The organism is Tistlia consotensis USBA 355, assembly GCF_900177295.1.
GTDB lineage: Bacteria > Pseudomonadota > Alphaproteobacteria > Kiloniellales > DSM-21159 > Tistlia > Tistlia consotensis.
In genome coordinates this window covers 705,293-721,557 of sequence record NZ_FWZX01000001.1, presented here as the reverse complement: position 1 = coordinate 721,557, position 16,265 = coordinate 705,293, and the positions used below count along the sequence as shown (strand labels likewise).

Sequence of the window (16,265 nt, the reverse complement as noted above, 5' to 3'; positions counted from 1 at the left end):
CGCTTGAGCGAAGGAGCCCCCCGAAAGGCGATGACCCAGTCCCTCAACACCTACCGTTCCGGCCCCGACGAGACCGGGCACTTCGGCATCTACGGCGGCCGCTTCGTCGCCGAGACGCTGATGCCGCTGATCCTCGAGGTCGAGAAGGCCTATGCCGCGGCGCGCCAGGATCCGAGCTTCCAGGAGGAGTTCGACTGGTACGCCAAGCACTACATCGGCCGGCCGAGCCCGCTCTACTTCGCCGAGCGCCTGACCGAGCACCTCGGCGGCGCCAAGGTCTACTTCAAGCGCGACGAGCTCAACCACACCGGCGCGCACAAGATCAACAACACCCTCGGCCAGATCCTGCTGGCCAGACGCATGGGCAAGACCCGGATCATCGCGGAGACCGGAGCCGGCCAGCACGGCGTCGCGACCGCCACGGTCTGCGCCCGCTTCAACCTGCCCTGCGTCGTCTACATGGGCGCCACCGACATCGAGCGGCAGGCGCCCAACGTGTTCCGCATGAAGCTGCTCGGCGCCGAGGTCGTGCCGGTGACCAGCGGCACCGGGACCCTGAAGGATGCGATGAACGACGCCCTGCGCGACTGGGTCGCCAACGTCGAGAGCACCTTCTACATCATCGGCACGGTGGCCGGCCCGCACCCCTATCCGGCGATGGTCCGCGACTTCCAGTCGGTGATCGGCCGCGAGGTGCGCGAGCAGCTCGCCGAGTTCGAGGGCCCGGGCCGCCTGCCCGACACCCTGGTCGCCTCGATCGGCGGCGGCTCCAATGCCATGGGCCTGTTCCATCCCTTCCTCGACGAGCCGAGCGTCAGGATGGTCGGCGTCGAGGCGGCCGGCCACGGCATCGAGACCGGCGAGCACGCGGCCTCGCTGAACGGCGGCCGGCCCGGGGTGCTGCACGGCAACCGCACCTACCTGCTGCAGACCGACGACGGCCAGATCATCGACGCCTACTCGATCTCGGCCGGCCTCGACTATCCGGGCATCGGTCCCGAGCACGCCTGGCTGCACGACACCGGCCGCGTCGACTACGTCGCGATCACCGACCGCGAGGCGCTCGACGCCTTCCAGCTCTGCACGCGCCTGGAAGGGATCATTCCGGCCCTGGAACCGAGCCACGCCCTGGCCCAGGTCGCCAAGCTGGCCCCGGAGCTGCCGAAGGACCACGTGCTGGTCGTCAACCTCTGCGGCCGCGGCGACAAGGACGTCTTCTCGGTCGCCAAGATCCTGGGGGTCGAGCTGTGACCGCCACCCTGTCCGTGAACGGCGCCGACGGCGGCAGCGCGCAGCGCGCCGGGACGCGCCTCGGCCGTCGCTTCGCCGCCTTGAAGCGCGAGGGCCGCGCCGGCCTGGTCACCTTCGTCACCGCCGGCGATCCCGATCCCGACAGCGCCTTCGAGATCCTCAAGGGCCTGCCGGCGGCCGGCGCCGACGTGATCGAGCTGGGCATGCCCTTCTCCGATCCGATGGCCGACGGCCCGGCGATCCAGGCCGCCGGCCTGCGCGCCCTCAAGGCCGGCATGACCCTGCGCAAGACGCTCGACCTGGTCCGCCGCTTCCGCGAAGGCGACGCCGACACGCCGATCGTGCTGATGGGCTACTACAACCCGATCTACGCGATGGGCGTCGACCGCTTCCTGGCCGAGGCGGTGGGGGCCGGCGTCGACGGCCTGATCATCGTCGACCTGCCGCCCGAGGAGGACGCCGAGCTCTGCCTGCCGGCGCGCGAGGCCGGGCTCGACTGGATCCGCCTAGCGACCCCGACGACCGACGACGCGCGCCTGCCGGTCGTGCTGTCGCGCACCGGCGGCTTCGTCTACTACGTCGCGATCATGGGCATCACCGGCACCCGCTCGGCCGCCGCCGTCGAGGTCGAGAAGGCGGTCCAGCGGCTCAAGCGCCATACCGACCTGCCGATCGCCGTCGGCTTCGGCATCAGGACGCCGGAGCAGGCCGCTGAGATCGCCCGCGCGGCCGACGCCGCCGTCGTCGGCTCGGCGATCGTCGACGTCGTGCGCGGCAACCTCGACGAGGAGAACCGGGCCAAGCCGGGCCTCGCGGCGGCGGTCCACGGCCTGGTCCGCAGCCTCGCCGAGGGCGTCCGGGCCGGGAGGCGCCAGCCCCGATGAACTGGATCACCAACTACGTCCGGCCGAAGATCCGGGCGCTGGTCAGCCGCACCGACATCCCCGACAACCTCTGGGAAAAGTGCCCGGCCTGCGGCCAGATGATCTTCCACCGCGAGCTCGAGGCCAGCCTGCGCGTCTGCCCGAGCTGCGGGCACCACATGCGGATCGGCGCCAAGCGCCGCCTGGAGCTGCTGTTCGACGAGGGCGACTACAGCCTGATCGAGCTGCCCGAGACGATCGCCGACCCGCTGCGCTTCCGCGACCGCGAGCGCTACAGCGAGCGCCTGCGGCGCAGCCGCTCGGCGACCGGCCGGCAGGACGCCCTGCTGGTCGCGCACGGCACGATCGGCGGCAGGAAGGCGGTGGTCGCCGCCTTCGACTTCTCCTTCATGGGCGGCTCGATGGGCATCGCGGTCGGCGAGGGCCTGCTCGCCGCGGCCAAGCTGGCGATCGCCCAGGAGGCGGCCCTCATCGCCGTGCCGGCCTCCGGCGGCGCGCGCATGCAGGAGGGCATCCTGTCCCTGATGCAGATGCCGCGCAGCACCGTCGCCGTCGAGATGGTCAAGGACAAGGGCCTGCCCTACATCGTCCTGCTGACCGACCCGACGACCGGCGGTGTCACCGCCTCCTTCGCCATGCTCGGCGACATCCACATCGCCGAGCCGGGCGCGGTCATCGGCTTCGCCGGCGCGCGGGTCATCGAGGAGACGATCCGCGAGACCCTGCCCGAGGGCTTCCAGCGCGCCGAGTACCTGCTCGACCACGGCATGGTCGACATGGTCGTCGAGCGCAAGGACCTGCCCGAGACCCTGGGCCGGATCCTGCGCCTGCTCGGCGAGCGCCGGCCGGAGGCCGAGGTCGTGCCGCTGCGCCCGTCCGCCGGCGACGAGGCCGGCGAGGCCAAGGCTCGCCAGGAGGCCACGCCGCGCCTGGTCGGCGAGCCCGCCGGCGAGGCGAAGGGCGAGGCGGGCGAGGCGGCCAGGGCCTCGGACAAGCCGGCGGCCGCGAAGACCAAGACTCCTGCCAAGGACGAGCCGGAGCGTGACCCCGCCGAGTGAGCCGGCCGCCAGCGACCGCGTCCTGGCCCGCCTGCTCGCGCTCCATCCCAAGGTCATCGACCTGTCGCTCGGCCGCATCGAGCGGCTGCTGGCGCGCCTCGGCCATCCGGAGCGCCGCCTGCCGCCGGTCGTCCACGTCGCCGGCACCAACGGCAAGGGCTCGCTCATCGCCTACCTGCGCGCGATGCTCGAGGCCGACGGGCGGCGCGTCCAGGTCTACACCTCGCCGCACCTGGCGCGCTTCCACGAGCGCATCCGCCTCGCCGGGGGCCTGATCTCCGAGGCCGACCTGACCGCCCTGCTCGAGGAGTGCGAGGCGGCCAACGGCGGCGCGCCGATCACCTTCTTCGAGATCACCACCGCGGCGGCCTTCCTGGCCTTCAGCCGCGAGCCGGCCGACGTCCTGCTGCTCGAGGTCGGCCTCGGCGGCCGGCTCGACGCGACCAACGTGATCGAGCGGCCGCTGGCGACCTGCATCACGCCGATCTCCCTCGACCACATGCAGTACCTGGGCGACACGCTGGCGGCGATCGCCTTCGAGAAGGCCGGCATCCTGAAGCCCGGCGTGTCCGGCGTGATCGGCCCCCAGCCGCCGGTCGTGCTGGAGACGATCGAGCGCCGGGCCGCGGCGATCGGCGCGCCGCTGACCGTTGTGCAGCGGCACTGGCGCAGCGAGCCGACGCCGGAGGGCTTCGCGCTGTTCGGGCCGCCGGAAGGTCCCCTGGCCGGACGCAGCGACTGGCCGCGGCCGGCCCTGCGCGGCGGCCACCAGGTCGACAACGCCGTGACCGCCCTGGTGCTGGCCGGCACGCTCGGCGCCCTCGCGCCCTCGCCGGCGGCGCGGCGGCGCGGCCTGACCGGCGTCGTCTGGCCGGCGCGCCTGCAGCGGCTGACCCGGGGGCCGCTGGCCGAGGCGCTGCCCGACGGCTGGGAGCTCTGGCTCGACGGCGGCCACAACGCCGCCGCCGGCGAGGTCCTGGCCGCCTCCTTCGCCGACTGGGCCGACCGGCCGCTGCACCTGGTCTACGGCATGCTCAACACCAAGGCCGCCGAGGGCTTCCTCAGGCCGCTCGCGCCCCACGCCGCCGACCTCAAGGGCGTCGCCATCCCCGGCGAGCCGGCGACGCTCAGCGCCGCGGAGGCGACCGCCCACGCCCGCGCCTGCGGCATGACGGCGGAACCCGCGGAGTCGCTCGAGGCGGCCCTGCGCGCCATCGTCTCCGCCGGCGGCCCGCCGTCGCGCATCCTGATCTGCGGCTCGCTCTACCTCGCCGGCCAGGTGCTGCGGCAGAACGGGTAGAATCCTGACGGCATCGTTGCCAGAGCGCTAAGATCACCTCTCCCGCTTGCGGGAGAGGTCGGATCGGCGCTGCCGACCCGGGTGAGGGCAACGGCCGAGGAGCAGCCGAGGATGCCGGCTCCGGGACAGAGCGTCGACACCGCCCGTCGCCTGCGCCGAGACGCCACGATGGTGGAGCGGCGCCTGTGGTACCGCCTGCGCCGGGGCCAGCTCGGCGCCGCCAAGGTCCGGCGCCAGCACCCGCTCGGGCCCTTCGTCGTCGACTTCGCCTGCCTGCAGGCCGGACTGGTCGTCGAGCTCGACGGCGGCCAGCACGCCGGCGATGTCGAGGCCGACGAACGCCGGGCCCGCTACCTGCAGTCGGAGGGCTTTCGCGTCGTCCGGTTCTGGAACCACGAGGTGATCGAGAACATGGAGGGGGTGCTCACGGCGATCGCGGAGGCGTTGGAGGGCCGCTGACAGGCCCGTGCCGCCCCTCACCCGAAACGCTCACGCGTTTCGACCTCTCCCTGAGGGAGAGGTGAGATATGGCGCTGCCCAAAAGCCGGCATTATGCAGCAAACGCACCTTCCGCCCGATAGACCCTAAGTGGTTGAAAATTTTACCATCGGGCCATGGGAGAGCCACACGTCATCTCCGCGCTCATGGACAAGCGCGCCAGGCTGCTTGGCGAGCTGGAAGTCACGCGGGAGAAGCTGGACGTCCTTGAGCGCCAGGTCGCCCACGTAGAGGCCACGCTCGGCATCTTCGGGCACCGGGACGGCAAGCCGGTGAAGGCGATCCGCCCGTACCCCGGCGGCTACTTCAAGCGCGGCGAGCTGGTGCGCCTGATTTTCGATCTTCTGCGCGAGCGCGGCCCGCTGTCCGTCGTCGATCTCCGCGACGCCATCTTGGAGCGCAAGGCGCTCGACCCCGCCTCACCGGCCTACATCGAGGTACGGCGCAAGGTCCTCAAGATGCTGGAGCGGCAGGAGCTGCGCGGTACCGTCCGGCGGTATTGGACGGAGGATGGCGTCGTGCTGTGGAAGCCGAAGCGGTAGGCAGTGCGACGCGGCCTTGCGTGAATCACGCTTGTCCCCTCTACGTTCTCATGCGAGAGGGAGCGCATGGCAGACACCGAGGAAGACCTAGAGGCCCGCGTCCTCGCCAAGCTGGCGGACGGCTACTGGCATTGCCTGATCGATCCGGACGAAGCCAAGCGGGCAGACCAGCTCGTGACGGCCGGAAGGGTCGAGAAGCGAAAGCAGGCGCTGCGGGCTTCCCGGCGCTGTATCGAGTAGTACACGTGCCATATTGTCACAGGTCTTTTGAAAAAACATCGGGAACGGCTTAACTTAATGCCCGTTGACCTGGGCGTACTTTCGTGGTCACACGCACGTCTTAGTAGCGTCGAATCGGTGTGCGAAACACCCGCCGGCGCGTCGGAGCTGTCAAGTGGAAAAGAGGTTTAGCCCTCACTCCTTGTTTGACCTGGCGGGCCGCATGCTGCATATAGCCCGAATAAGCAGCGTTTCGGGACACTCCACGGAGCGCGCGAGGAGGGGTGGTGCAATGGCGAAGCATCAGGGCGTCGTAGGTCGCGGCGAGCCAGTTAAGCGCGATGAGGAGCGGTTTAAGTTCCTCTTCACAAATGGCCGTCCGAGCATTCCGGAGGGCTATAGCGCTCCCCTGGAGACGCGCACGATTCGCGTTTTGATTGGGGAACGTAAGCGGCAGAAAGTGGCCGCGACGAGCTAAAGCGCGTTTCCACCATTGCTTGTTGGACTAGACGCTACACCCTAAAATGGGGTAAGTGGCGTTTATGTCCAACGAAGCATCTCCACACAATCAGCATCTTACTCGGGATTGCCTAGACGAGTGGCTGGGCAATTTTTCCGAATTTAAGTATTATTTCCTCCGCCATTGCCAGATCATGGCAAAGGCTGTTGGTTATTACTTTGATTTTGATGAATCAGCACTGAAGGTGGCCCACGATAATTGGCGGAGCCGCTGCGAGTTGTGGGAAAGCGAGTGGGTCATGTCTGATTCATCTGGACTTTCCCACTTAAAGATGATGGCTATATTGCTATACCAGCTAGCAACAGTGGATTGGGTAAATGATATTTATGAGTATGACCCATCGGCTGATGGCATAATTTTCAATGGAAGCGATTCTGAGAAAGCAGAAGCAAGGCTAGACCTAAATGCAGGACGCGGAACTTACCTCGCATTTCACTTCACAATACACGTTATAAACTGGTTTGAGAGTGTAAGAGACGACAGAAAAGACATTTTTGTCTTTAGAATGACCCCTGAATTATTCCATGACTTGATGGTTTACTTGCTATCTCCCAGACGCGAGGAAATGGCCATATTCCTCGCATTGAAGTGTCTGTACGCCCGAGACTAGCGGGCCCGTTGCCAGTACCCCTTCCACTGCCGCGAAACCGGATGGGCGGCGGCAGCGGCAATCAGCAGCCCGTAGAGCGCCCCATTGGGCTTCCGGCGCGTGTCCTCGCGCCACGCGGCCCCGCCAGCATAGAAGCCGAGATACCGGCCGCTGATGTGGTGGTGCTGGCCCCACTCGGCGCGGCGCAGACGGGAGAAGTAGCTTTCCGCCTGATTGGTGCAGGCGCCGTCATCCGAGAAGGCAATGCTGTGGTTGATGCGGCGGGTCTCGTACCGGGTGTGCAGCTCATCCCAGCTCGGGGCTTCGTCCGCGTGGATCGTGCTGCCCGGCTCGACGCGGGCCAGGATCGACGGCAGGGACTCGCCCTCGCTGCGGAAGACGAACGGCAGCGTCCGGCCGCCACGCTGGCGCATGACGACCACGACGCGGCGCTTGCCGGATTGGTTGGCCTTGAGGCGGAGATCGACGCGATCCTCCTTGCGGTTCTCCGGCCGGACGTAGCCGCCGAAGTAGGCGCCATCAACCTCGACCGTGCCGCTCAGGGTCATGGTCTCGTTCTCGGCAGCCATCGCCTCGCGCAGCTTGTGCGCCAGGACGTAGGCCGTGCGGTACTGCACATCGAGGTCGCGGCCGAGCTGCAGCGCGGACATGCCCTTGGCGGCGTTCACGAAGATCGCGATGGCCAGGAGGTAGTCGCGCACCGGCAGCTTGCGGCTGGCGAAGATCGTCCCGCTGGTGACGCTGAACTGATGGCCGCAAGCCTTGCACTTGAAGATCGGGCGGCTGGCGTACTCGTAGACAGCACAGCAGCCGCAGCGCGGGCAGACGGGGTCGCCATCGGTCGTGGCCCAGCGGATCGCCCGGAATGCGGCCCGAGCCTCTTCCTCGGACATGCGAGCCACCTGGACCACGCTGAGGGTCCGGGCTTTCGCTGAGAGAAGGAAGTGTTGGGTCATTGTCATCGTCTCCAGTGCCTACGCATCAGAGATGATGACGATCTATCACCTTTTCAAGGGCAGAAGCACGCTATATGATGACAAATCGCATCATAGGAGCAGCGACCATGCCAGAAAGGACCGATTGGGAAGCCAAGGCGCGCGGCCTCATCCGCAGCGAGATGGCGCGTCAGGGGATTACCTATTCCCAATTGCAGCAGAAGCTGGAATCAATTGGCGTTCACGAGGATGAACGCAACCTGAGGAACAAGGTCAGCCGTGGAAAATTCACCGCTGCCTTTCTGCTCCAATGCCTAGAAGCGATTGGTACTCGCGAAATGCGCATTGGCTGATTCTCGTCGTCTATCTTGCTTTCATAGCACCGTTCATTTGGTGGTCAGGGGCCAGTCAGCAATACAACCGCGCGTACGAAGATTATGCCGCTGCCAATACACAACAGCGTACTCAGTATGAACTTCAACGCGACTGCCTGCGGCTCAGCGAACCTCAGAAAGCTCTCGATTGCCTTAAACTGAAGGTAGAGGCCAATCGCGAGGCCCAGCGCGCCGAAGAGGATCTGTATGCCCAGAAATCGATGGCTGATTGGACGTATGGCGCCGTCATCGTTGCGGGAAGCGTCGGGCTTATAACGATAGTTCTTACCTTCGTCGGTGTATTGTTTGTGCGAGACACATTGCACGAGACAAAAAGAACTGCCAATGCTGCAGTTGTTTCCATTAAAGAGGCGCGGAAGAACACCCAGAAAGAGATCCGCGCCTATGTTGGCTTTTCGAAAGTAAATTTGGCCCTCCATGATGGAGGGAAATCTGCTAATATTATTGTATCCATTAAAAACTACGGATCTACGCCGGCATACAAAGTAAAATATTTTGCAACTAGCACGGTCTTCAAAGTAGGATCGGAGACTTTCGAGGTTGATAGGGAGCGTGTTAAAAATGTTATTGATATCTTTCTTAATCAAGAGATCTATCATACAATTCCTATAAAGAGTCAATTGCTCTCTATGTTCCTGGGATTCGCAGATAGTAAAACATATAACCTGTATGTTTTTGGCGAAATCAAATATCAAGATGCTTTCAAAGGGCGGAGAACTACACGTTTCCGTTATTGGCTCCCGTTCCACATTGATCGGACTGGCGAGAACGAATTGGTTCCCTGCGAAAAGGGCAACAAGTCCAATTAACGCAAGCGCGGCCCCAGCCGCCTTGGCGAACATCGCCCCGGCCCCTAGCTCATCGTTCCCTCCTTAGCTTGCGGGGTTGGGCCAGAGGCTCGGCGAGGCAGTGCAGCAGCCTTGGTGTGCTTGCTGCATAATGCCGCCAAAAGCAAAACCCCCGCCGAAGCGGGGGCTCGCATCCGATTCTGCTCCGTCCGGAGAGGCCTCAGACGTTGGCCTCGATCCAGGACTGCAGGGCGTTCTTCGGCAGGGCGCCGACCTTGGTCGCGGCGACCTGGCCGTCCTTGAACAGCATCAGGGTCGGGATGCCGCGCACGCCGTAGGTCGCCGGGGTCTTCGGGTTGTCGTCGATGTTCAGCTTGGCGACGACGACCTTGTCGCCGAGCGACGCGGCGATCTCCTCCAGGGCCGGCGCGATCATCTTGCAGGGCCCGCACCACTCCGCCCAGAAATCGACGACAACCGGCTTGTCGGACTCCAGCACGTCAGCCCGGAAGCTGTCGTCGCTGATCTTCGTGGTCGCCATTCTTGCTCTCCTCCAGAACCGTCTACGCGTCTCGGCTCCCGGCTCGCGATCCGGCCCCGCTACCGGGGGCCGACGGGACGTGCCGGCGCGCTTGCATGGTCGAGCGTATATGGTCCGCGGCCCCACGCAAGGTCAAGGCGCGTGGCGGTCGAGCAGCGCGTCCGCGACCGGCATCAGGCGCGGCCCGTCGGTCCAGAGCAGGGCGCAGGCGACCGGCCGGTCGGGGTAGATGCGCCGCAGAATCGCGCGGTAGACCGCCAGTTGCTGGAGGTAGAGCGGCGCCACCGCGGCGGCCTCCGCGGGGGCTGGGCGCTGGGTCTTGAAGTCGAGGACCAGAACCTGTTCCGGCGTGACGCAGAGCCGGTCGATGCGGCCGCTGACCACCTGCGGCCGGCCCCGGGCGTCGGGCACGACGCCGATCACCGGCGCCTCGGCGCGGCTGCCGGGGCCGAACAGCGGCGCCAGCTCCGGCCGCTCCAGCACGCCCAGGGTCGCGGCCAGGATCTCGGCCTGCACCGCCGGCCCGAGGCCGTGCACCGGGGCCGCCAGGAAGCGCTCGGCGGCGGCCCGGCGGCGCCCGGCCGGCAGCTCGGGCAGCGACTGCAGCAGGCGGTGGATCAGCAGGCCGCGGCGAAAGCGGTCCTCGCCGCCCGTGGCGAGCGGCGAGCGCGACGGCGGCTCGGCGGCGGCCGGCCGGGAGGGCGCCAGGGGCTGCGGCGGCTCGGCCTCGGCCGGCGGCGGCTCGCGCAGCCAGTCGGGCAGCACCGCGGCGGCGGCGGCGCCGGCGCTGCGGCGCCGGGACTCGGTCTCGGGCGCGGCGCGCTGGCGGGTCGCGAGGCGCCAGCCCGGCCCGCTCCAGCCCTCCGGCGCCAGCGCCGAGAAGTCGAGGTCGAGCGCCTCGCCGCAGGCCGCCAGCCCGGCCTCGGCCAGCTTGTACCAGCAGTCCTCGGGCGCGCCGCGCCGGCTCTGCCAGCCGCAGAGGTAGAGCCGGTCCTCGGCCCGGGTCATGGCGACGTAGAGCAGCCGCCGGTGCTCCTCGTCCTGGCGCTCGGCGAGGCGGTTGCGGGCCTCCAGCGAGACCGGCTCGCCGAGCTCCTTGCGCGGCAGCCAGAGCGGCAGCGGCGCGCCGGCCGCCTGCTCGAGCCACAGCAGGCGGTCGCGCGGCTGCGGCTTCTGCAGGGTGTCGGGCAGGATGACGATCGGCGCCTGCAGGCCCTTGGCGGCATGGGCGGTCATGACGCGCACCCGGTCCTGGCCCTGCTCCAGGTCGCGCTTGATCTCCTGCTCGCCCTGCTCGACCCAGTGCAGGAAGCCTTCGAGGGAGGGCGTATGCTCGCGCTCGTAGGCGAGGGCGAGGCCGAGGAACTCCTCGATCGGATCGGCGGCCTCCTGGCCGAGGCGGGCGAGCAGCCGGCGCCGGCCGCCCTGCTCCAGCAGCTCGGCATAGAGCTCGTAGGGGGCGACGAAATCGGCGCGCGCCCGCTGCGCCTCGACGAAGGCGAGGGCGCCGGCGCAGTCCGCGTCCTCCGCGGCGGCCCGGCGCAGGCTGTCCCACAGGCTGCCCGGGCGCCGCCAGCAGAGCCGGAACAGCGTCTCCTCGTCGAGGCCGATCAGCGGGCTCTTGAGCAGGCAGGCCAGGGTCAGGTCGTCCTCGGGCAGCAGCAGCACCCGGCCCAGCGCGATCAGGTCCATGACCGCGAGCTGCTCGGACAGCACCATGCGGTCGACGCCGGCGACCGGCACGTCGCGCTGCTTGAGGGCGCGCACCAGCTCCTCGACGAAGGCGTTGCGCCGGCGCACCAGGATCAGCACGTCGCCGGGCCCGACCGGCCGGGCCTTGCTGTCGAGCCAGCCGTCCTGGCCGGGCCCGGTCGCGGCGGGCCGCAGCCAGGCGGCGATGCGCGCGGCGATCAGGCGCGCGAGGCGGGTCTGGGAGGGCACCTGGGCCGAGCGGGCGAGCGGCGGGGCCCAGCCCTCCTCCTCGGCCTCCTCGGGCGTCGGCGCCGGCGGCCAGAGCTCGACCAGCCCGGCCTGGCCGACGCGCACCGGCTCGTGGTCGAGCCAGCGGCCGGCGAGGGCGACGCCGCGATGCACCGCCGGCGGCCGGAAGGTCTCGTCGACCGCCTTCAGCACGGCGTCCGCCGAGCGGAAGGAGTGGGACAGCGCGACCGGCGCCCAGGGCCGCTGCACGGCCTTCACGCGCCCGGCGAAGACGCCTTCCATGCGGCCGAACTCGTGGGGGTCGGCGCGCTGGAAGCCGAAGATCGACTGCTTGGCGTCGCCAACCGCGAAGACCGTGCGCGGCAGGCCCTCGCCGCGCGCCTCGTAGGCGCCCTCGCCGGCGAAGAACTCGCTGGTCAGGCTCTCGATCACCGCCCACTGGTCGGGGTTGGTGTCCTGGGCCTCGTCGACCAGCAGGTGGTCGAGGCCGCCGTCCAGCTTGAACAGCACCCAGGCGGCGAGGCCGGGCCGCGCGAGCAGCGACCGGGTCCTGAGGATCAGGTCCTCGTAGTCGAGCACGGCGTGGTCGGCCTTGCGGCGCTGGTAGCGGGTCAGGATGTCGGCGGCCAGGGTGACCAGGGCGCGCGTCGCCTCGGCCAAGCGGATCGCGTTGAGGCGCTCGCGCAGGATCCGCAGGCGCTCGGCCTCGGCGCCCATGATCTCCGAGAGGCCGGGGAAGGAGGCCTCGGCCTCCTTGGTCGCGAACTTCGCGAAGACCTTGCCGTCGGCGGTGAAGAAGGCGCGCAGATAGCCGGCGAAGCGCTGCGGCCGGCTCTCGACCTCCTCGAGCCAGCGGGCGATCGCCTCGCCCTTGGGGACGTCGCTCTTCTTGCCTTCGAGCAGCGCCCTGGCGCTGAGCCGGAGACCCATCAGGTCCAGGGCCTCGTCGCGGCAGGCCGCCTCCAGCGCCGCCTCGGCGCTCTCGCCCGGCTCGACGCCGAGCGCGGCGGCGACGGCCCGGCCGACGCCCTCGGCCGAGCCGTGCTGCGTCAGCAGGGCCTCGAGCCGGCCGCGTTCCTTGATCAGCTCGCCGAGGACGCTGCGGAAGTCCTCCTCGTTGGCCAGGCCCGTGACGACGGAGAGCGCGTCGAGCAGGCCGTCCCCGTCCGCACCGGCGGCGGCCAGGGTGCCCTCGAAGGCCTCGAACAGCAGCTCCTGCTGGCCGCGCTCGTCGAGCGCGCGGAAGTGCGGCGCGACCCCGGCCTCCAGGGGGAAGCGCGCCAGCAGCGACTGGCAGAAGGCGTGGATCGTCTGGATCTTGAGGCCGCCCGGGGTGTCGAGCACGCGGGCGAAGAGCCGGCGCGCCACGGTCATCTCGCCGGCCTCGGCGGGCCGGCCGAGCAGGCGCCGCAGCCGCTCGGCCAGCGCCTCGTCGTCGAGCGTCGCCCAGTGGCGCAGGCTGTCGGCGAGGCGCTGGCGCATCTCGGCCGCCGCCGCCTTGGTGAAGGTCAGGCAGAGCAGCCGCTCGGGGCGCGCGCGGGCCAGCAGCAGGCGCAGCACCCGGTCGGTCAGCACCCGGGTCTTGCCGGTGCCGGCCGAGGCCCCGACCCAGGCCGAGGCCTCGGGATCGGCGGCCCGCCGCTGGCGCTCGGCTGCGGCGGCGACCAGCCGGTCGGGCTCGGCCGCGCTCATTCGGCCTCGCCTCCGGCGCTCGACCACTCCTTGACCCGCGCCAGGTGGTCGTAGTCGCCGTACTGCGGCAGCCAGCTGCCGCCGCGCGGCCGGGCGTGGTAGGGCGTCCCGGGATCGGCAAAGGCGCGCACCAGCTCCTCCAGGCCGCTCCAGGCCCGCTCGGCGTAGAGATCGACCTTGCCGCTGTGGGCCTTGATCTCGCCGGCCGGATCGCCGCCGCCGAGGCGCCAGACCGCGAGCTCGACGGGCAGGGCCGCCGGCAGGTCCGGGAAGGCGCCGCGTGCCAGCAGCGCCGCCTCCAGCGGCAGCTGCGGCTTGAGGCCGCTCTCCATCTGCCTGGCGGTCGGCGCCTGTCCGGTCTTGTAGTCGATCAGCACCAGGCCGCCGTCGCGGCGCCGCTCGATGCGGTCGGCGCGCGCGGTCAGGCGGAAGCCCTCCGCCCCGATCGCGAGCTCGCCCTTCACCTCGGCGAAGAGGGCGGCGAGCGCCGGCCGGCGGGCCTGCTCGGTCTCGACGATCCAGCGGGCGATGCGCTCGAAGCGCGGCCACCAGAAGGCGCGCACCGCGGGCCGCGCGCGCAGCGGCGCGAAGGCGGCCTCGCCGATCGCCAGCAGCTGCTCCAGGGCGTCGTCCGGCAGGCGCTCCGGCCAGGCCCGGATGAAGGCCTCCAGGGCGTCGTGGATCATGGTGCCGCGGTCGGCCGCGCCGGGATCGGCGTCGATCGCCTCGAGCGGCCGCAGCCCGAGGATGCGGTCGGCGTAGAGCGCGTAGGGATCGCGCATCCAGGTCTCGATGCGGGTCACCGACAGCCGGGTCGGGCGGGCCTCGAGCGGCGGCGTCGGAGCCGGCGGCGGCAGCGGGCGCGCCGCGCGCTGCGGGTGGTCGAGCGCCTCGGCCCAGCCGGCCCAGTCGTTCTCCGGATCGGCGAGGCTGTCCGGCGGCAGGCCGAGCGCCTCCAGCAGGGCGTCGAGGCGCAGCAGCCAGCGCGAGGCGACGGTCGGCGTGCCCTCGACCCGCTCGGCGCGGGTCAGGTAGACGCGCCCGGCACCCAGCGCCTGGACCAGGTCGTGGGCGGCGAGGCCGACGCGCCGCTCCAGCGGCGGCAGGCCGAACTCCCGGCGCATCGGCCGGCTGAGCCAGGGGCCCGGCTCCGATTCGGCCGGCCAGCTGCCCTCGATGAGGCCGCCGAGGACCAGCACGTCGGGCTGCAGCAGCCGTGCCTCGAGCGGCCCCAGGATGGCCAGGCGCGGGTGGCGGTTCCAGCGCGGCCGCACCACCCGGCCGGCGAGCAGCGCCTCCAGGAAGGCCGGATAGCGGCCCGGCTCGACCCGCGCCGCGCCGTCGGCCAGGGCCTCGCGCAGCTCGGCGACGAAGCCGGCCAGGGCCTCGCCGGCCTCGCCGGCCCAGAGCCGGTCCGCGCCCCTGCCGTCCGCGTCGGCGGCGAGGCGCTCGGCGAAGCCGAGGTGGGCGTCGAGCTGCCCGGCCGCTTCCCCGTCGTCGAGAGCCGCCAGGAAGGGCGCGGCCATCCGTTCCAGATCGGAAACGAAAGCGGAGAGCCGGCGGTGGCGCCCGGCCAGGGCGCGGCGCGCCGCCTCGCGCTCCCTGCGCGCCACCTCGCCGTCCCGCCAGCCGTCGAGGGCGGCCCGCAGGCCGTCGAAACCCGGTGCCGGCCGCGGGCCGCGCAGGGCGGTTCGCTCCAGGTCGCGGACCAGGCGGCGGAAGGCGGCCGGGTCCTGGCCGCCGGCCGCCAGCGGATGCTTCAGCGCGGCGAGCAGGCCGAGCGGCGCGCAGCCCTCCGCGGCGAGCGCCGCGGTCAGGCGCAGGAACTGGGCCGGCGGCGTCGCGGCCAGCGGCCGGCCGGCGGAGTCGTCGATCTCGATGCCCCAGCGGCCGAGCGCGGCGGCGACCCGGCGCGCCAGGGCGCGGTCGGGCGTGACCAGGGCGGCGCGGCGGCCCGGCGTCTCCAGGGCCTCGCGCAGGATCAGCGCGACGGCGGAGGCCTCGGCGCCGGCATCGGGCAGGTCGAGGCGGACGACGCCGGCCAGGGCCTCGCGCGCCCGCTCCCGGTCGATCGCGACGATGCGCTCGCGCCAGCGCTCCGCGGCCTCGGCCGGGATCAGCGCCAGCTCGACCAGCTCGGCGCGCAGGGGAGGCGAGTGGGACGGGCTGGCGCCGGACTCCGGGTCGCACCAGTCGGTCACGGCCTCGCGCTCGATGCCCAGGCGCTCGAGCAGCCGCGCCAGGTTGTGCTGCGGATGGCCGGGGTCCTCGCGCACCCGCTCCCAGACCTCGGGCTCGGCGCTGCGGTCGAGGCCGGGCAGCACGACCTCGCCGCCGGGCAGGCGGGCGATGCAGTCGAGCAGCGCCGCCGTCGAGGGGATCGAGCCGGTCGAGCCGGCGGCGATCACCGCGCCGGCCGGCGCCTCGCCGCGCCAGCGCTCGAGCTGCAGCTCGTGCAGCCGGCGCCGGCGCTCCGCCGGGCCGACGCTGCCGAGCTCCTGCTGCAGCGCCGGCAGCGCCTCGCCGACGATCGCCAGGAAGCGCAGCGTGTGCTGCCAGTGCTCGGCATGGGCCTCGGGCACGACCTTCGAGAGGTCCTCGAACCTCAGCCCCTCGGTCTCGACCTCGTCGAGGAACTCGGCGAGGCCCTGGGCGAGGCGCAGGGCCTGGTCGAAGCTCGGCACCTCGAAGCCGCTGCTCCTGCCGCCGCCGCCCTGCCTGTCCTGCGCCACCTCCAGCTCGGCCCAGCGCAGGATCAGCCGGGTCAGCAGCAGCTGGCGGGTCAGCGGTGGCATGACCGGCGGCAGCGCCTCGAAGCCCTCGGCGAGGCGCTCGTCGCCGCTCAGCAGCAGCTCCTCGGCGTCGAGGTCGCCGAGCGGCAGCAGGCTCGGCAGCAGCAGGGCCCGGCCGGCGCTCTCGCGCAGGAAGGCCTCCTGCAGCGCGCGGCAGGCGCGCCGGGTCGGCAGCAGCAGCGTGACGTCGGCCAGGGCCTCGGGGTCGGGAAAGCGGTCGAGCAGGCCGCGCGCCAGGGCATCGACGAAGGGCACCCCCGTCGGAATGGTCGAGACGCGGGGAGCTCCTTCGGTCACCG

At 70.4% G+C, this 16,265-nt stretch carries 14 protein-coding genes; 10 read left to right on the top strand and 4 right to left on the bottom strand.

Annotated elements, in window-relative coordinates; all coding sequences use genetic code 11:
• The first annotated feature begins 30 nt into the window (after window positions 1-30).
• From trpB to B9O00_RS32305, 8 genes are all read left to right on the top strand, one after another.
• On the top strand, window positions 31-1,251 hold the full coding sequence (gene trpB / locus B9O00_RS03300) for a tryptophan synthase subunit beta (RefSeq protein ID WP_085120977.1): 1,221 nt from the start codon (window positions 31-33) through the stop codon (window positions 1,249-1,251).
• Window positions 1,248-2,135, top strand: a complete 888-nt coding sequence (gene trpA / locus B9O00_RS03295) for a tryptophan synthase subunit alpha (protein WP_200808377.1) — start codon at window positions 1,248-1,250, stop codon at window positions 2,133-2,135. Before trpB ends, trpA begins: the two co-directional genes overlap by 4 nt.
• Window positions 2,132-3,193 carry an acetyl-CoA carboxylase, carboxyltransferase subunit beta gene (gene accD / locus B9O00_RS03290; protein ID WP_085120976.1) on the top strand — a complete coding sequence of 354 codons (1,062 nt, stop codon included), beginning with the start codon at window positions 2,132-2,134 and terminating at the stop codon, window positions 3,191-3,193. The genes trpA and accD overlap by 4 nt, the downstream gene beginning before the upstream one ends.
• On the top strand, window positions 3,177-4,493 hold the full coding sequence (locus B9O00_RS03285) for a bifunctional folylpolyglutamate synthase/dihydrofolate synthase (RefSeq protein WP_089229540.1): 1,317 nt from the start codon (window positions 3,177-3,179) through the stop codon (window positions 4,491-4,493). The genes accD and B9O00_RS03285 overlap by 17 nt, the downstream gene beginning before the upstream one ends.
• 111 nt (window positions 4,494-4,604) lie before the next feature.
• Entirely contained in the window at window positions 4,605-4,952 is a 348-nt protein-coding gene (locus B9O00_RS32310; RefSeq protein ID WP_089229539.1) for an endonuclease domain-containing protein, read from the top strand.
• Between the two features lie 185 nt (window positions 4,953-5,137).
• Complete coding sequence (locus B9O00_RS03275; protein WP_085120975.1) at window positions 5,138-5,533, top strand: hypothetical protein; 396 nt, start codon at window positions 5,138-5,140, stop codon at window positions 5,531-5,533.
• A gap of 66 nt (window positions 5,534-5,599) precedes the next feature.
• A complete protein-coding gene (locus B9O00_RS32955) occupies window positions 5,600-5,773 on the top strand; it encodes a hypothetical protein (protein ID WP_159460077.1) in 174 nt (57 codons plus the stop codon).
• A 521-nt stretch (window positions 5,774-6,294) separates the two neighbouring features.
• Window positions 6,295-6,882 carry a hypothetical protein gene (locus B9O00_RS32305; protein ID WP_143596131.1) on the top strand — a complete coding sequence of 196 codons (588 nt, stop codon included), beginning with the start codon at window positions 6,295-6,297 and terminating at the stop codon, window positions 6,880-6,882.
• Here B9O00_RS32305 and B9O00_RS03270 read toward each other — a convergent pair.
• The gene (locus B9O00_RS03270) at window positions 6,879-7,838 is read right to left on the bottom strand and encodes an IS1595 family transposase (protein ID WP_085120974.1); all 960 of its coding nucleotides are present in this window, start codon (window positions 7,836-7,838) and stop codon (window positions 6,879-6,881) included. The genes B9O00_RS32305 and B9O00_RS03270 overlap by 4 nt on opposite strands.
• Window positions 7,839-7,945: 107 nt before the next feature.
• On the opposite strand from B9O00_RS03270, the gene B9O00_RS03265 reads away from it, so the two are divergent.
• Window positions 7,946-8,170: a DUF6471 domain-containing protein gene (locus tag B9O00_RS03265; protein ID WP_085120973.1), complete on the top strand. Its 225-nt coding sequence runs from the start codon at window positions 7,946-7,948 to the stop codon at window positions 8,168-8,170.
• Complete coding sequence (locus tag B9O00_RS32300; protein ID WP_143596130.1) at window positions 8,128-9,021, top strand: DUF8453 domain-containing protein; 894 nt, start codon at window positions 8,128-8,130, stop codon at window positions 9,019-9,021. The genes B9O00_RS03265 and B9O00_RS32300 overlap by 43 nt, the downstream gene beginning before the upstream one ends.
• 199 nt (window positions 9,022-9,220) lie before the next feature.
• On the opposite strand, the gene trxA is transcribed toward B9O00_RS32300, so the two are convergent.
• The 3 genes from trxA to addB form a co-directional block, all read right to left on the bottom strand.
• Window positions 9,221-9,541: a thioredoxin TrxA gene (gene trxA, locus B9O00_RS03255; RefSeq protein WP_085120971.1), complete on the bottom strand. Its 321-nt coding sequence runs from the start codon at window positions 9,539-9,541 to the stop codon at window positions 9,221-9,223.
• A gap of 132 nt (window positions 9,542-9,673) precedes the next feature.
• Window positions 9,674-13,174: a double-strand break repair helicase AddA gene (addA, locus tag B9O00_RS03250; RefSeq protein ID WP_085120970.1), complete on the bottom strand. Its 3,501-nt coding sequence runs from the start codon at window positions 13,172-13,174 to the stop codon at window positions 9,674-9,676.
• The gene (gene addB, locus B9O00_RS03245; RefSeq protein WP_085120969.1) at window positions 13,171-16,263 is read right to left on the bottom strand and encodes a double-strand break repair protein AddB; all 3,093 of its coding nucleotides are present in this window, start codon (window positions 16,261-16,263) and stop codon (window positions 13,171-13,173) included. The genes addA and addB overlap by 4 nt, the downstream gene beginning before the upstream one ends.
• Between the last annotated feature and the right edge of the window lie 2 nt (window positions 16,264-16,265).

Bases quoted from the DNA above. Each gene is read 5' to 3' on its own strand.
- B9O00_RS32955 (WP_159460077.1), top strand. From the start codon at position 5,600: ATGGCAGACACCGAGGAAGACCTAGAGGCCCGCGTCCTCGCCAAGCTG.
- B9O00_RS32305 (WP_143596131.1), top strand. From the start codon at position 6,295: ATGTCCAACGAAGCATCTCCACACAATCAGCATCTTACTCGGGATTGC.
- B9O00_RS03270 (WP_085120974.1), bottom strand. From the start codon at position 7,838: ATGACCCAACACTTCCTTCTCTCAGCGAAAGCCCGGACCCTCAGCGTG.
- B9O00_RS32300 (WP_143596130.1), top strand. From the start codon at position 8,128: ATGCCTAGAAGCGATTGGTACTCGCGAAATGCGCATTGGCTGATTCTC.
- trxA (WP_085120971.1), bottom strand. From the start codon at position 9,541: ATGGCGACCACGAAGATCAGCGACGACAGCTTCCGGGCTGACGTGCTG.
- B9O00_RS03275 (WP_085120975.1), top strand. From the start codon at position 5,138: ATGGACAAGCGCGCCAGGCTGCTTGGCGAGCTGGAAGTCACGCGGGAG.
- accD (WP_085120976.1), top strand. From the start codon at position 2,132: ATGAACTGGATCACCAACTACGTCCGGCCGAAGATCCGGGCGCTGGTC.
- trpB (WP_085120977.1), top strand. From the start codon at position 31: ATGACCCAGTCCCTCAACACCTACCGTTCCGGCCCCGACGAGACCGGG.
- B9O00_RS32310 (WP_089229539.1), top strand. From the start codon at position 4,605: ATGCCGGCTCCGGGACAGAGCGTCGACACCGCCCGTCGCCTGCGCCGA.
- B9O00_RS03265 (WP_085120973.1), top strand. From the start codon at position 7,946: ATGCCAGAAAGGACCGATTGGGAAGCCAAGGCGCGCGGCCTCATCCGC.
- addA (WP_085120970.1), bottom strand. From the start codon at position 13,174: ATGAGCGCGGCCGAGCCCGACCGGCTGGTCGCCGCCGCAGCCGAGCGC.